Origin of the sequence: Paenibacillus nanchangensis, from assembly GCF_046543445.1 — a bacterium.
Lineage (GTDB): Bacteria > Bacillota > Bacilli > Paenibacillales > Paenibacillaceae > Paenibacillus_AQ > Paenibacillus_AQ nanchangensis.
Genome location: NZ_JBHOFD010000036.1, coordinates 50,553 through 64,663, shown reverse-complemented (window position 1 = coordinate 64,663; position 14,111 = coordinate 50,553). Strand labels below are relative to the sequence as shown.

Genomic DNA, 14,111 nt, shown 5'->3' with positions numbered 1-14,111 from the left:
TCTCCAATAAGGTTGCCCGGCACCGAAGTGCCTGGCGTTATTGTTAGAGCAGATAGCTCATTTTGAATCTGACGAGAATAAATTCTCATTTGTGAAATCACCGAAGTGATTCCCACTCACTCGTTGTTCAGTTTTCAAGGATCAAGCGTTTTTCGTTCATCGCCGTGTTTCAGCGGCGACTTTTATAATATAACATACTTACTAGCTTCTTTGCAAGAGTTTTTTTAAATCTTTTTTCTCAGTCTCTTGCATTTTGCTCGCCGCCTCATTATTCAATCGAAAAGGGGCGCGAGATATAATTTATCATGCCGCTCCCCTTTAGTCAACCTGTTTTTCATATACAAATCATTCCACCGGCGGGCGTCCTCTCCGGTTATCGCTTAATGCTTCATTTGTGTGGTTCGTCCGCCCCATGCATACTTTGAAAGCTCCTTCTGCGGAGCAAAACGGGCATACATCCGAAACACGGTTTTATAACGGCTTGCAATCGCCTGGCGGATATTTTGATCCAAGCGTTGATCGCTGAGGTCGAACAGCATCTCATCCAGCTCTTTGCGCAGCACATAATCCAGTTCCTTGCACTCTTTTTCGTTGAACAACATCCCCAACATAGGCCTGGCCTCCTTCTGCAGTCGGATTTGCTTTATTTCTCTAGGTCAACCGTTCTCTCCGGGCCATCGGATACGGGGGCAGCCTCCCGCCGTTCCCCGTCCTTACATCCCGCTTACACTAGATTAACCTACAAGCCGGAAAGATAACCGTTCCTTTTACTTTTTTCCCCAATTGCGCTCGGCGCAGCATCTGTAATATCTATTACCCACTCTTCTCCGCCAAAACGTTGGTTCAAAGGGATGACCGCAGATTTTTTGGAGTTTAGCCCGCGTTAGACATCAATTGATACGTAAGGGTGCTTTCGATAACGGCTGCGATCAACAGAAGAATTACCACCCAGAACGACGCAGTAAAGGTCTGTCTCATAAAGGTTGACCATCCCTCCGCCCCCTCCCGGGCCTTAGAGCGGAATAAAGAACTTGCAGCGCGCAGGCCAAACTGTAGTCCAAATGCACAGGCAATTATAATCGCCGGAATCTCAATGATCCCATGCGGCAGCAACCCTTTCACAATCAGCGTAAACAGATCCTGCCCCGCCAGCGCAGACTGATGGATAAGATACCCGATAACCGCACCATTCACAATCAGAAACAGCGCCGGGATTACGCCCAGCAGAGCGCCGAGGAAGATCATCGCTACCCCTTTAATCGCATTGTTAAAAAAGATAAACGTAAAAAAGCCCAGCTGCGGATTGGAGGACTCATGCAGGTTCCTGCTGATCTCCCCGAGACCCTCTAGCTGCGAAACAAGCAGTTGTTCCAGGCTTTCCGTGTTAAACCAACCAAGAGCCATTCCCCCGATAAACATAAGGGTTGCCCACAAAACAGCCTGTTTGATGGACTTTAAGTCCCGTACAAATTTTGAAAACGAAAACATGAGAGCCTCCTTTACCTTGGACAGGATGAGTCATAACGATAAAGTACGAGCATACATTGGTACAAACAAGCATTTGAACTGGGAGAGGAGCGCTGTCAGTATGAATTCCTTTTATGTATTCAGCGGCAAGAAAATAAAACGGTTTTTCTTTATTTGTGCCGCGCTGCTGCTTGCCGCCGGCGTGGTGTATGTGGAACGGGGGAATATCACAGTGTTCGCCGATGAAGCCCCGTCCGCCATCTACAGCGTACCGACGGAGAAAAAGGTGATTGCCCTGACGTTCGACATCAGCTGGGGAGAGAAACGCCCCGAACCGATTCTGAAAGTTCTGGAGGATAAGAAGGTGCAGAAGGCGACCTTTTTCCTGTCCTCCCCTTGGAGCAAAAGCCATCCGGCCATCGTGGACAAAATCAAAACCGCCGGTTATGAAATCGGCAGCCATGGGCACAAGCATGTGAATTACAGCTCGCTCAGCAGCGAAGAGATCCGCCATCAGATCAACACCGCACACACCATTTTAACAGACATGACCGGCAAAGCGCCAAATCTGATCCGGATGCCCAACGGAGATTTTGACAAAAGAGTCCTGCAGATCGCTGGCGAAATGGGCTATAAAGTCATCCAGTGGGATACCGACTCCCTTGACTGGAAAAATATCGGTACCCAGAACATTGTGGACCGTGTTGTAGGCAAAGCCCACCCCGGCGATATCGTGCTGCTGCACGCCAGCGACTCGTGTAAACAAACGCATGAAGCGCTGCCAATTATCATCGACCAGCTGCGCAGCAAGGGATACGAATTCGTGACGGTTTCGGAGCTGATCAGCCAAGGGAGTGCGGAAGGCAAAGAAGTCCGTGACTCCGCCTGGCTGGACCGCAGCCTGGAAGATGCAGCCGGGATGTGAATTTCTACTGCCCGCTTAATGCCGGGGGGATATAAGATCCGATATGTCGGGAGTCGGTTCACTGAGCTGCGGATAACTTAAGTCCAGCTCCTCAAGTGTCTGTACAACAATTGATAATGCCGTATAGTTGCGATACCATCTGCGGTTGGCGGGAATCCAGTACCATGGGGCTTCCGCCGTACTGCTTTTTTTGAGCAGATGCTCATACTCCTTCTGGTAATCATCCCAATATTTCCGCTCCTCCAGATCACTGGCATCAAATTTCCAATGTTTGCGCGGATCATGCAGTCTTTCCTGAATCTTCTCCAGCTGCTTCTCTTTGGAGATATGCAGGAACAGTTTGATTATGGTGGTGCCTTCCTCCGTCAGCATCCGTTCAAAATGGCGGATATGTTTGAACCGGCGGTGGCGCTCCTCCTCTGTCATCCCCCCATGCACGCGAGGAACCAGGATGTCTTCGTAATGGGAACGGTTGAAAGCCGAGATATAACCCTTTGGTGGTGTTTTTTGGTGAACACGCCATAAGAAGTCATGAGCCGCTTCCTCAAGGGACGGCTTTTTGAAGCTGGTGACGGTGAAGCCCTGGGGATTAATTCCGCCAAAAATATGTTTGACGGTGCCGTCCTTGCCGCTTGTATCCATTCCCTGAAGAATCACCAGCAGCGAATGCTTTTTCTGTGCAAACAGGATATCCTGCAGCTCAGCCAGCCGTTCTTTTAATCTCTCCATCTCCGCCTCAGCGGCTTCCTTGCTTTCAGCTTCCCGGCTATCGTCCGGATCCAGGCTGTGGAGACTGATATCGTCCGTGTCCTTAATTTTATATCTTGAGATGTCCATTTATTCTCCCTCCTGTTCCACCCGCTCATGGATGGCATTTCTAAATCTTTAACCCCCCATCCAAAAAATCAATCCTCCCCCTACATCCCATCCAAAAAAGGCGGCACGGAATCCAGTCCGGCCACCTTGTCGGTTCTTCTTCAGAAGTTTATGCAGATAATGGCTGTTCCCGCCGCACCGCCGGGCGAAGCACCCGATGGAGCATCAGAATCTGGAACGCGTTGCAGGCAAGCAGCGGAACGAAGATAAACACAGTGGCACTGTCCACCCCGATACGCAGCACCCCGATCAATTCAACAATCGTAATCGCTGTCATAAAAAACAACGTCGGCACCCACGCTGAAGCATTGGTGCTCTTTACTTTGAAATAACCCACCATAGCCGCTGTAACCACAATGGCCGCTCCCAGCAGCCAGTCCGACAACCGTCCCCGGTCTCCACCCAGCATCGTGCGCAGGAAAAACAGCTCAAACAAAGCCAAGGCGCTTAGAGCCAATTGGATGTACTGCCAGGTTCTTCGGGTAAACACCCCGTTGCCCATATAATTCACAATAAGATACGCAAAAAAGCCCAGTTGGGAGTATACACTAACCAGCATCCCATATCCGACCAAAATCAAAGCATACAGCAAAAAGTCGGCTATTCCCTTAAAGGTGAAACCGCCATTGACCAGGCGCAGCGCCAAGTCGGCAAGCACCGATCCTCCAGCCCCGATCAGCAGGGTGGTCCAGAACAAGTAAAACCATTTTTTTAGACTCACGCGCTCCCCCCTCTGTGACAAATTTATTTTACCAAGCCTTCCGGCAAAAAACCATTCCCGGATAAACATAAATAGGTGTTTAAGCGGCATAATACTCTCAGCACTTCTCATAAGGAGGACAGGGCAATGAAAAGGGCGGCACGGGGAATAAGCGGACTGGCACTGGGTCTGCTGCTTCTGACACTGACTGCCTGCGGAGGCGAGCAGAGCGGATCCTCCCAGCAGCAGGGCAGCTATAAAGAAATGAAAACGATGATCGTCGATATACTAAAAAGCGAGGACGGCAAAAAGGCGATCGAAGAAGCCTTAACCTCCCCCAGCTCCAGCTCGGAAAGCGGCGGCGGAGGCAGCGGCGGGGGGGCGAGCGGTATGCTCAGCATTAAAATGATGCCGATGCAGTCCCAAGAACAGATCCGAACGGCGGTAAAAGACACGTTAACCGCCCCAGAGTACCAAAAAGAAATTGAAAAGATCATGACCGATCCGAAGTTTGCGGGCGATTTTGCCAAAGCGATTAATTCACAAAGCAAACAGCTGCACCTGCAGCTGATCAAGGACCCCACTTACCAAAAATCCATTGGGGAAATCATGAAATCTCCGGAAATGATGAAAATGTTCCTCGATCTGACGAAGACGCCTGACTACCGTAAACAATCCATGACGATTATGCAGGAAGCCATGCAGAACCCCTTATTCCGTATGGAAGTGTTGGATCTGCTGAAAACGGTCGTTCAGGAAGAACTGCAGCCGAAGGTGGAGAAAAAGGGCGGCGGCGAGCAGGGCGGCGGTGGAGGAGAAGGCGGCGGAGAAGGCGGCAGCGGTGAAGGCGGCAGCGGTGAAGGCGGCGGTGGCGGTGGAAGTTCCTAACGCTTAAGAGAAGACAACAAGCCGTTCCCGGATCGGGAACGGCTTCATTGCGTGGAGTCTGCCTATACCTCGCATTTGATGGTGATGCGAGCGGCCAGCTCGTCAAACAGTTTGCCTGTTGGGCTGTCCGCTTTGTACACCGAAGGCGAAAAATCCGGTTCGGAGATATGATTGTCCGGCGCGCCAAGCGGAATTTGGGCCAGCAGGTCCGTATGCAGCGTCTCCGCGAGTCTCGCTCCGCCTCCCCGGCCGAATACATAATCCTTTTGTCCGCATGCCGAGCATTCGTAATACGCCATGTTCTCCACAACCCCCAGCACCTCGTGGTCCGTCTGGAGCGCCATAGCGCCCGCTCTGGCCGCCACAAAGGCCGCCGTCGCATGCGGCGTAGTCACAATGATCTCTTTGCTGTGAGGAAGCATCTGATGGACATCCAGCGCCACATCACCGGTTCCCGGCGGCAGGTCCAGCAGCATATAATCCAGCTCTCCCCAGCCGACGTCGCTAAAGAACTGTCTGAGCATTTTGCCGAGCATCGGCCCCCGCCAGATAACGGGGTTATTTTCCCGGATAAAAAAGCCCATTGACATCACTTTGACGCCGAAACGTTCCACCGGAATAATGGTGCCTTCCTCAACAACGGGGCCTTCTTCGATCCCCATCATGTCGGGAACGCTGAAGCCGTAAATATCGGCATCAATCAAGCCGACCCGTTTACCTTGTCTAGCAAGCGCCGCTGCCAGATTCACGGTTACCGTCGATTTCCCGACGCCGCCCTTACCGCTTGCCACTGCTATAAAATGTACGCCGGAGTCAGGGTTGATCAGCTCATGCTCATCAAGTCCGGCAGCATGTCCCTTAAGTTTGCCTTCGGGCTCGGACTCCTCTTCTTCACCGCCGCGCAGCAAGGCGCGTTCATAGTCGGTAGCTTCCCTGAGCCGGATGTGCACCTGTTCCACGCCGCCTTCCGCCAGCGTGTCGCGCACCCGCTGCTCCAGCTGAATCCGGTCTTTTTCCTCCGTATCCAGGCAGACAAGAGACAGTGAGATCCGATCCTCTTTGACCATAATGTCCCGGATCAGCTGAAGATCCACCAGACTTCGGCCGGTCGCCGGGTCGGTAATCGGTTGCAATAGCGAAAGTATTTGTTCCCTGGACAGCATCGTCAGCACCTCGGTTTCCTATTCGAAGGACCAGTCCTCCGGTTGTATTATGTCCATTATAACATTACCCTTCCCCATCGCCTATTCTTCCCGAATCAATAACAGACCAGCCGTTTACCATGAAGGACACGACTCAAACCTCCGGCCTCTCGTAGTCCCCGCTCCACCGCATCCAGCCATCCCCTACTTCGTTTACTTCGTAGTCCCCGCTCCACCATATCCAGCGATCCCCTGCTTCGTTTACTTCGTTGTCCCCTCGCCTGCGGTATAGCGCAAAATCCCCCGGTAAATGCTGGTCGCCACCTTGCGCTGGTAAACATCCTCCCCAAGCAGCACCGATTCCTGCGGGTGTGACAGAAAGCCTACCTCCACTAAAGCGGAAGGCACATCGAGTGCCTGCAGTAAAAAGATCGTATTGGCTGTTCTGGCGTTCCGGTCGGTGTTCTCCAGCGTATAGCGGATTTCCGACTGAATCAATCCGGCCAAGGCTTCGCTCCCTGGATGTTTGGGCGTATAGAAGGTCTGTGCGCCGCTCCAGCGGTTCGAAGGCACGCTGTTCATATGGATGCTGATAAACAGATCCACACCCTGCTCCTGTAAAAACCTTGCCCGTTTCTTAAGGTCCTCCGTCTTGCGTTTGGAGTAACCTTGGGTGGAAGGCTCGGCCAAGTCATAATCTCCCTCCCGGGTCATTACAACCACAGCCCCCGCCTGCTGGAGGTAATCCCTTAAATACAGGGAGACAGCGAGATTGATTTCTTTTTCAATCAGTCCCTGGCGGCTTACCGCTCCCCCATCCGGCCCGCCGTGGCCGGCGTCGATAGCGATCGTTTTACCCGAAAGCGGGAGACTCCAGTAGCTGCTGCCCGTCCTGGCTGTCGGCATATCGTAGGCGATAATGCCGATGATCAAGAAGGCGAGTACCGCGCCAAGCATACTTTTTTTGATAGACCGCCAAGAAATCCAGACCGAGACTTTCCCGGGCTTACGGCCGGACATAACAAGACCCCCTCATCCCGATAGATTCTACTCCATCTATATGGGACAAGGGGGCCAATTAGTACAAGTCCAGCAATTAATGGGCAGCCGACGGCTGTGACATGCCCTCGATCAGCACACGGGCCACTTCCGGACGGGTGAACTCCGGCGGCGGACAGACGCCATCCCGCAGCAGACCCCGGACTTTGGTGCCCGACAGGGTAAGATGATCTTCCGCCGGATGCGGACAGGTTTTGCTGGACGCCATATTTCCGCAGGTTTTGCAGAAAAAGCTGTGCTCGAAGAAAAGCGGCGTGATGCCCAGTTCCTCCGCGGTAAAATTCGAGAAAATCTCCTGCGCTTCATAAGTTCCGTAGTAGTCGCCTACCCCGGCATGATCGCGGCCGACGATAAAATGCGTACACCCGTAGTTTTTACGGACCATCGCATGAAAAATCGCCTCACGCGGTCCGGCGTACCGCATTGCCGCCGGGAAGACGCCCAGAAAGGTACGGTTCTCTGGATAGTAGTTCTCCAGCAGCACCAGATAGCTTTTCATCCGGATGCTGGCCGGCACATCATCCGATTTGGTCTCGCCGACCAGCGGGTTCAGGAACAAGCCGTCGACAATCTCCATCGCCGATTTTTGAATGTACTCATGGGCGCGGTGAACCGGATTGCGCGTCTGGAAGCCAACAACCGTCTTCCAGCCCTTTTCGGCGAATATACGGCGCGTCTCGGCAGGATCAAAATAAAACTCACCGAACTGCTCCGGTTTTGGCCGGTTCAATACCGTGATCGCTCCGCCAACATAGGTAGAGGAACGCTCCAGAAGCTTGGCGACGCCCGGATGGGCTGGATCGGTGGTTTTAAAGACATGCTGAGCCTCCACCGCTTGGTCCGCAATGTAAATGCTCTGAATTTCAATCAGTCCGTAGGTGACCCCGTCCGCTTCGCCCACCAGCGCAGCTGTAGTGCCCACAGATAGCCCTTCCCGGATTTCGTCCGAAACCGCCAGGGTAATCGGAATACTCCATACGGTCCCGTTAGCCAGTCGCATACGTTCCACAACGGAACGGTAATCCTCTTCGTTCAAGAACCCGGTCAGCGGTGAAAACGCTCCTACGCCGATCAAATCCAGATCGGAAATCGTCCAAGTGTTAACGGGAATTTTCGGATAGCTTTCGGCTTTCTGCAGCAGCTGTTCCCGCTGTGTTCCTTCAGCCACTCGCTGAACAAGTGCGCCTCCATGCGGCAATATGGCAGTCATTTGGTTGCTCCCTTCCTGTATCCAAGCAGAATCTGATTCGATTATTTATGCAGTCCGCATTCGGTTTTATCATTGCCCGACCAGCGCCCGGCACGCGGATCTTCTCCCGGCATAACAGGCCGGGTGCAGTGCAGACAGCCAATGCTGGGGAAATTCTGATCATGCAGCGGGTTATAAATGACATCGTTCGCCCGGATATAGTTCCATACATCCTCACTTGTCCAGTCAGCGATCGGGTTGAATTTTACCAGACCAAATTTGTGGTCGTATTCAATCTTTTTCGCATTCGCCCGGGTAGGCGCCTGGTCCCTGCGGATGCCGGTAATCCACGCTTCATATTGGGACAAAATACGGGTAAGCGGCTCAACTTTGCGGATGTTGCAGCATTGATTGGGATCAACCGACCAGAGCGCCTCACCGTAGACCTCCGCCTGTTCTTCGGGTGTAATTTTAGGGGAAACCCGGACAAACTCCAGGCCGTATTTAGCCGCCATTTGGTCACGGGTGTCATAAGTCTCCTGAAAGTGAAAGTCTGTATCCAGATAAAAAATGTCGGTACCCGGACTTACTTTCTGTATCATATCAACCAGCACGACATCTTCCGCCCCAAAACTGCAGGCAAAGGTGATATTGGGAAAAGTCGTTACCGCGTAACGAATAATCTCCTCCGCCGTGGCCGTTTCCAGTTCAACAGCCTTCTCTGCGATCAGAGCCTCTTTTTCAAGCAGGTTCATCTATAATTCCTCCATATGAATAAAAAATTAGGGCCCGAGTTAATTCCAACTAAGCATATAAGAATTAGTATAAAGTTTTTAACTAAGATGTCAATCATTTTGGCTGATTTGTCCCATCGGAATTACCGGGCTAACGCCTTCTACATCATAAGCAAGAGTATGGGAGTTCGGCACCTTCTCATGTAAAAAAGTTTGTGCAGGGTGTGGGGACTATCAGGACATCATGGTAAGAGTTAACGCGAAGCCAGGGTCTTTCATAAGCACTCGAGGTCATTTAAAATGGCGAGGAAATAAAAGCAAACTGGTTAGCAGTTAATTATACTTATGCGGGGACGGATACAAAAATCAAATGAAACAGGGAGCTTTATCATCTTTACTATTGGATATAATAAAAACCCCTGGCCGAATCGGCCAAGGGCTGAAATTCCTTGATACACAAGGGATATTAACGTTTCGAGAACTGAGGAGCGCGACGAGCCGCTTTGAGACCGTACTTCTTACGTTCCTTCATCCGCGGATCGCGAGTCAGGAATCCGGCTTTCTTCAGGGAAGAACGGAATTCCGGGTCAGCTTTCAGCAGTGCACGGGAGATGCCGTGACGGATAGCACCGGCTTGGCCGGAGATTCCGCCGCCGTGCGCGATAACGAGCACGTCGTAGCTTCCCAGTGTTTCTGTCAGTGTCAGAGGCTGCTTAACGATCAGTTTGAGTGTTTCCAAACCGAAATATTCATTGATGTCGCGTTTGTTGATGACAATGCGTCCTTCACCCGGTACGAGGCGAACACGTGCTACCGAATGTTTACGACGACCTGTCCCATAGTATTGTACTTGTGCCATGAAACTGTCCTCCCTTATTCTTATCCGCGAAGTTCGTAAACTTCAGGTTTTTGTGCTGCGTGTGGATGCTCGGCGCCTGCATATACTTTCAATCTCAGCTTCATTGCGTTACCTTGGCGAGTCTTAGGAATCATGCCGTGTACAGCAGATTCGATGACGCGTTCCGGTTTCGTCTTCAGCAGATCTTCAGCAACCGTAACTTTCAGGCCGCCCGGGTGCATCGAGTGACGGTAGTATTTCTTGTTCTGCAGCTTCTTGCCAGTCAGGTGAATCTTCTCAGCATTGATTACGATGACGAAGTCGCCGCCGTCAACATGCGGAGTGAATTGCGGTTTATGTTTGCCGCGGATCAAAGCCGCCGCTTCGCTGGCCAGACGTCCAAGCGTTTTGCCTTCGGCGTCGATGATGTGCCATTTGCGATCGACTTCGCTTGGCTTAGCCATATAAGTGGTACGCATGAATAGTTCCTCCTTGTTCTCATACAAAAATCATGGGGTTCATCTATCTCGTTTGTTCATTACATTTCGTAGTTAGGTCATACATTCAAAGGTATTACGGCGGTTCTCCTGAGGGGGGCCGTGGGATAGCCATCAAGAAAACACAACTTTTATTTTACAGCATAATGACACCGGACGCAAGCCGTTTTTTTGAATCTTATTCAAGGATTTTCAGCTATCGGAGGAGGCGCGTCCCACGAGTCATATTCCACGCTCCAGAGCGCCAGTCCTTTGGAGACCGCCGTTGGTCCGGCCGCTGCACGGTCGCATGCGGCAAGGATATCGGTGACCTGCTCCGGACGCCGCTTGCCCTCCCCAACCTCAATAAGCGTACCCATGATAATACGTACCATATGCTGCAAAAATCCGTTACCGGTAATAAACGTATGAATCACCCCTTGATCCTCCGTGCCGGGGCGGCACATGCTCCGGTCCACTTCCATACGGACTTCGTATATCGTGCGCACATGAGAAGCCTTTGTGGAATGTCTGGAAGCAAAGGAGGTAAAGTCATGGGTGCCAACTACATGGCGCAGTCCCGACTCCATAGCGGGCACATCCAGCTTCACCGGATGATGAAACTGCCAGCGCCGCTGAAACGGGTCGGGGAACCGGTTCCCGTTAATCGCATACCGGTACGTTTTGCGTTTGGCGAACCGGCGGGAGTGGAACGAGAGCGGAACCTCACGCGCTTCCGTAACGACGATGTCCTCCGGCAGCCGGGCGTTTAGCGCCAGGCACCAGCGTTCCAGCGGGATCTGCGAGCCGGTTATGAAGTTAAACGGCTGCCCGTACGCATGCACGCCGGCATCCGTTCTTCCCGAACCCGTGATTTTCAGCCGTTCTCCCGTCAGATGGAAGATCGCCTGCTCCAGGCAGTCCTGGATTGTAGCCCCTTTAGGCTGCGTCTGAAAGCCGTTGTAGTTCGTGCCGTCATAATGAACTTTCATCAATAGGTTGCGCATTGAATCTCCTTTTCTCAAAAAAAAGAAGCCCCTACGGGAGCTCCTTCCATTGAACCAAGCGGATTTCCACGGGCTCGAGAAGTGCAGCGCACTGCCTGCTCGGCGTCCGCCGGAACCGGCCGTCGGTAGGAGCCGGGACATGACGCCGCCGCCTCTCTCAGCTTGTACTGCCCCGTCGGGGCTTCCCATGGCTTAAGCCTTTGGGCAAGCCGAGGGAAGAGCCGGGCCATATTCCACTGATACAATATCACCGATCATTTCCCCTATCCGTTCTCCGGAGGAAAACGGGGTCAGGGATCTAATCGTTTATAAATGCCTTATTCGCTTACGCGCGGTCTACCAATTCAAGATAAACCATAGGCGCTGCGTCGCCGCGGCGAGGTCCCAGCTTCAGGATACGCGTGTATCCGCCTGGACGCTCGGTGTAGCGAGGTGCGATTTCGGAGAACAGTTTTTGGATTGCGTCCTGTTCGCCGTCAACCGTTTCGCGGCGAACGAAAGCCGCCACTTGACGACGGGCATGCAGATCGCCCTTCTTCGCTTTAGTGATCAGTTTCTCAGCGATGGAACGAACTTCCTTCGCTTTGGCTTCCGTAGTCTGGATGCGCTCGTACAGGAACAGGTCCGTTACCAAGTCGCGGAACAGCGCCTTACGCGCACTGGAGTCACGCCCCAATTTTTGGTATGCCATGTTTTTCCCTCCTTTGCAGTCGTGAGTCTCGTTCTATTCTTCCGTGCGGAGTCCCAAACCCAGCTCTTCGAGCTTCTCTTGAACTTCCTCCAAAGACTTGCGGCCCAGGTTGCGGACCTTCATCATGTCTTCTTCAGTTTTCGTTGTCAGCTCCTGCACCGTGTTAATGCCGGCGCGTTTGAGGCAGTTGTAGGAACGTACGGACAAATCGAGCTCTTCGATCGTCATCTCAAGCACTTTTTCTTTCTTGTCTTCCTCTTTTTCGACCATAATTTCGGCGTCTTTCGCTTCGTCCGTCAGACCGACGAACAGAACGAGGTGCTCGTTCAAAATTTTGGCCCCGAGGCTTACCGCCTCTTCCGGTCTGATGCTTCCATCCGTCCAGATTTCCAGCGTCAGCTTGTCGTAGTTAGTCACTTGTCCGACGCGTGTATTGTCAATGGTATAGTTGACGCGAGAAATGGGAGTGTAGATGGAATCCACCGGAATCACGCCGATCGGCTGATCTTCGCGTTTATTGCGGTCAGCTTGGACATAGCCGCGACCACGGCCTGCAAAAATCCGCATATGCAGTCTCGCACCGGGTCCCAGCGTGGCAATATGAAGGTCCGGGTTCAGGATCTCAACGTCGCTGTCCGCACGGATATCTCCTGCAGTAACGACGCCTTCTCCTTCCGCATCAATCTCGAACACCTTCTCCTCGTCGGAATGAATCTTCAGAGAGAGAGCTTTCAGGTTCAAGATGATTTCGGTCACGTCTTCCATTACGCCGGGAACGGTGGAGAACTCATGCAGAACGCCGTCTATCTGGACCGAAGTTACTGCAGCACCGGGAAGCGAGGACAGCAGGATGCGGCGAAGCGAATTCCCCAGCGTCGTGCCATATCCGCGTTCCAGCGGCTCAACTACGAATTTCCCATAGGTTCCTTCTTCATTAGCTTCAACGGTCTCGATTTTCGGCTTTTCGATTTCTATCACGAGTGTACCCCTCCTTCAAACGTCGCTCCTAAATGAAACGGTCACCTGTTCGGTGCATCATGTAGTATGCCTAAACAACCATTATTAGCAGATGGCGCCGGTATTATACCACATTGTACATGCTTATTTCACTAGACGCGGCGACGTTTTGGCGGACGGCATCCATTGTGAGGAACCGGAGTCACATCTTTAATCAGGTTAACTTCCAGGCCAGCAGCCTGAAGGGAACGGATGGCTGCCTCGCGGCCCGCGCCCGGTCCTTTAACCATAACTTCTACGGATTTCATGCCGTGCTCCATTGCCGCTTTGGCTGCAGTTTCTGCCGCCATTTGCGCTGCAAACGGAGTGGATTTACGGGAACCTTTAAATCCTTGGCCGCCGGAGCTTGCCCAGGAGATTGCGTTACCGTGAGGATCCGTAATCGTAACGATGGTGTTGTTGAACGTGGAACGGATGTGTGCCACGCCGGATTCGATATTTTTACGGTCGCGACGTTTGGTACGTACGACTTTTTTAGGTTTAGCCATTGTCTCTTATCCCCCCTTACTTCTTCTTGTTAGCTACCGTACGACGCGGGCCTTTCCGGGTACGGGCATTGGTTTTGGTACGCTGACCGCGAACAGGCAATCCACGACGGTGACGAACACCGCGGTAGCAGCCGATCTCAGTAAGACGTTTAATATTCAAGGAAATTTCACGACGCAGGTCGCCTTCCACTTTGACCGATTTGTCGATCGTTTCACGCAGTTTGCTCACTTCATCTTCCGTCAGATCACGGACACGTGTATTAAAGTCAATCCCTGTTTCTTTCAGAATCTTTTGGGAAGTTGTTCTGCCGATTCCGAAAATGTAAGTCAAGGCGATCTCAACGCGTTTGTCACGTGGTAAATCCACACCAGCTATACGAGCCATTTTACGCTACACCCCCTTCTTTAACCTTGTTTTTGTTTGTGCTTCGGATTTTCGCAAATTACCATTACAGTCCCTTTGCGGCGGATGACTTTGCATTTCTCGCAAATGGGCTTTACAGAAGGTCTTACCTTCATGCTTATTACCTCCTAAAAGTTTTACAAAAGTAAAACCGGCTGTGAAAGCATACGCCCGTTCATCGCTAGGGGCGAAATCTTTCTTGAATGAGTAG

18 protein-coding genes are annotated in these 14,111 nt (G+C 52.1%); 2 read left to right on the top strand and 16 right to left on the bottom strand.

Going from position 1 to position 14,111, the window contains the following annotated elements; translation table 11 throughout:
- Window positions 1-380: 380 nt before the first annotated feature.
- Both ACE6ED_RS24080 and ACE6ED_RS24075 read right to left on the bottom strand, forming a co-directional pair.
- Window positions 381-611, bottom strand: coding sequence for a hypothetical protein (locus tag ACE6ED_RS24080; protein ID WP_410829970.1), 231 nt, complete (start codon window positions 609-611; stop codon window positions 381-383).
- Between the two features lie 262 nt (window positions 612-873).
- The gene (locus ACE6ED_RS24075; RefSeq protein ID WP_410829969.1) at window positions 874-1,488 is read right to left on the bottom strand and encodes a stage II sporulation protein M; all 615 of its coding nucleotides are present in this window, start codon (window positions 1,486-1,488) and stop codon (window positions 874-876) included.
- 100 nt (window positions 1,489-1,588) lie between these two features.
- Between ACE6ED_RS24075 and pdaB the strand changes: the two genes are divergently transcribed.
- Window positions 1,589-2,392, top strand: coding sequence for a polysaccharide deacetylase family sporulation protein PdaB (gene pdaB, locus ACE6ED_RS24070; protein ID WP_410829968.1), 804 nt, complete (start codon window positions 1,589-1,591; stop codon window positions 2,390-2,392).
- A 15-nt stretch (window positions 2,393-2,407) separates the two neighbouring features.
- Here pdaB and ACE6ED_RS24065 read toward each other — a convergent pair whose 3' ends face one another.
- Complete coding sequence (locus tag ACE6ED_RS24065; RefSeq protein ID WP_410829967.1) at window positions 2,408-3,229, bottom strand: PPK2 family polyphosphate kinase; 822 nt, start codon at window positions 3,227-3,229, stop codon at window positions 2,408-2,410.
- A 148-nt stretch (window positions 3,230-3,377) separates the two neighbouring features.
- The gene (locus ACE6ED_RS24060; RefSeq protein ID WP_410829966.1) at window positions 3,378-3,989 is read right to left on the bottom strand and encodes a KinB-signaling pathway activation protein; all 612 of its coding nucleotides are present in this window, start codon (window positions 3,987-3,989) and stop codon (window positions 3,378-3,380) included.
- Window positions 3,990-4,115: 126 nt separating this feature from the next.
- On the opposite strand from ACE6ED_RS24060, the gene gerD reads away from it, so the two are divergent.
- On the top strand, window positions 4,116-4,856 hold the full coding sequence (gene gerD, locus ACE6ED_RS24055) for a spore germination lipoprotein GerD (protein WP_410829965.1): 741 nt from the start codon (window positions 4,116-4,118) through the stop codon (window positions 4,854-4,856).
- Window positions 4,857-4,918: 62 nt separating this feature from the next.
- Here gerD and ACE6ED_RS24050 read toward each other — a convergent pair whose 3' ends face one another.
- The 12 genes from ACE6ED_RS24050 to rpmJ all read right to left on the bottom strand — a co-directional run bounded on the left by ACE6ED_RS24050 (window position 4,919) and on the right by rpmJ (window position 14,016).
- Window positions 4,919-6,019: an Mrp/NBP35 family ATP-binding protein gene (locus ACE6ED_RS24050; RefSeq protein ID WP_410829972.1), complete on the bottom strand. Its 1,101-nt coding sequence runs from the start codon at window positions 6,017-6,019 to the stop codon at window positions 4,919-4,921.
- 240 nt (window positions 6,020-6,259) lie between these two features.
- The gene (gene cwlD, locus ACE6ED_RS24045) at window positions 6,260-7,018 is read right to left on the bottom strand and encodes an N-acetylmuramoyl-L-alanine amidase CwlD (RefSeq protein ID WP_410829964.1); all 759 of its coding nucleotides are present in this window, start codon (window positions 7,016-7,018) and stop codon (window positions 6,260-6,262) included.
- Between the two features lie 76 nt (window positions 7,019-7,094).
- Complete coding sequence (gene sat / locus ACE6ED_RS24040) at window positions 7,095-8,267, bottom strand: sulfate adenylyltransferase (RefSeq protein ID WP_410829963.1); 1,173 nt, start codon at window positions 8,265-8,267, stop codon at window positions 7,095-7,097.
- Between the two features lie 41 nt (window positions 8,268-8,308).
- Window positions 8,309-9,001 (bottom strand): phosphoadenylyl-sulfate reductase, encoded by a 693-nt coding sequence (locus ACE6ED_RS24035; protein WP_410829962.1) that lies wholly within the window; start codon window positions 8,999-9,001, stop codon window positions 8,309-8,311.
- Between the two features lie 445 nt (window positions 9,002-9,446).
- Entirely contained in the window at window positions 9,447-9,839 is a 393-nt protein-coding gene (gene rpsI, locus ACE6ED_RS24030) for a 30S ribosomal protein S9 (RefSeq protein ID WP_018753963.1), read from the bottom strand.
- A gap of 20 nt (window positions 9,840-9,859) precedes the next feature.
- A complete protein-coding gene (rplM, locus tag ACE6ED_RS24025; RefSeq protein WP_410829961.1) occupies window positions 9,860-10,297 on the bottom strand; it encodes a 50S ribosomal protein L13 in 438 nt (145 codons plus the stop codon).
- Window positions 10,298-10,497: 200 nt separating this feature from the next.
- Window positions 10,498-11,301, bottom strand: coding sequence for a tRNA pseudouridine(38-40) synthase TruA (gene truA / locus ACE6ED_RS24020; RefSeq protein WP_410829960.1), 804 nt, complete (start codon window positions 11,299-11,301; stop codon window positions 10,498-10,500).
- Window positions 11,302-11,626: 325 nt separating this feature from the next.
- On the bottom strand, window positions 11,627-11,992 hold the full coding sequence (rplQ, locus tag ACE6ED_RS24015; protein WP_410512469.1) for a 50S ribosomal protein L17: 366 nt from the start codon (window positions 11,990-11,992) through the stop codon (window positions 11,627-11,629).
- A gap of 33 nt (window positions 11,993-12,025) precedes the next feature.
- Window positions 12,026-12,970: a DNA-directed RNA polymerase subunit alpha gene (locus tag ACE6ED_RS24010; RefSeq protein WP_410829959.1), complete on the bottom strand. Its 945-nt coding sequence runs from the start codon at window positions 12,968-12,970 to the stop codon at window positions 12,026-12,028.
- Window positions 12,971-13,101: 131 nt separating this feature from the next.
- Window positions 13,102-13,497, bottom strand: coding sequence for a 30S ribosomal protein S11 (rpsK, locus tag ACE6ED_RS24005; protein ID WP_020427052.1), 396 nt, complete (start codon window positions 13,495-13,497; stop codon window positions 13,102-13,104).
- A 16-nt stretch (window positions 13,498-13,513) separates the two neighbouring features.
- On the bottom strand, window positions 13,514-13,882 hold the full coding sequence (gene rpsM / locus ACE6ED_RS24000) for a 30S ribosomal protein S13 (protein WP_410829958.1): 369 nt from the start codon (window positions 13,880-13,882) through the stop codon (window positions 13,514-13,516).
- Window positions 13,883-13,902: 20 nt separating this feature from the next.
- On the bottom strand, window positions 13,903-14,016 hold the full coding sequence (gene rpmJ, locus ACE6ED_RS23995; RefSeq protein WP_003322638.1) for a 50S ribosomal protein L36: 114 nt from the start codon (window positions 14,014-14,016) through the stop codon (window positions 13,903-13,905).
- Window positions 14,017-14,111 lie beyond the last annotated feature (95 nt).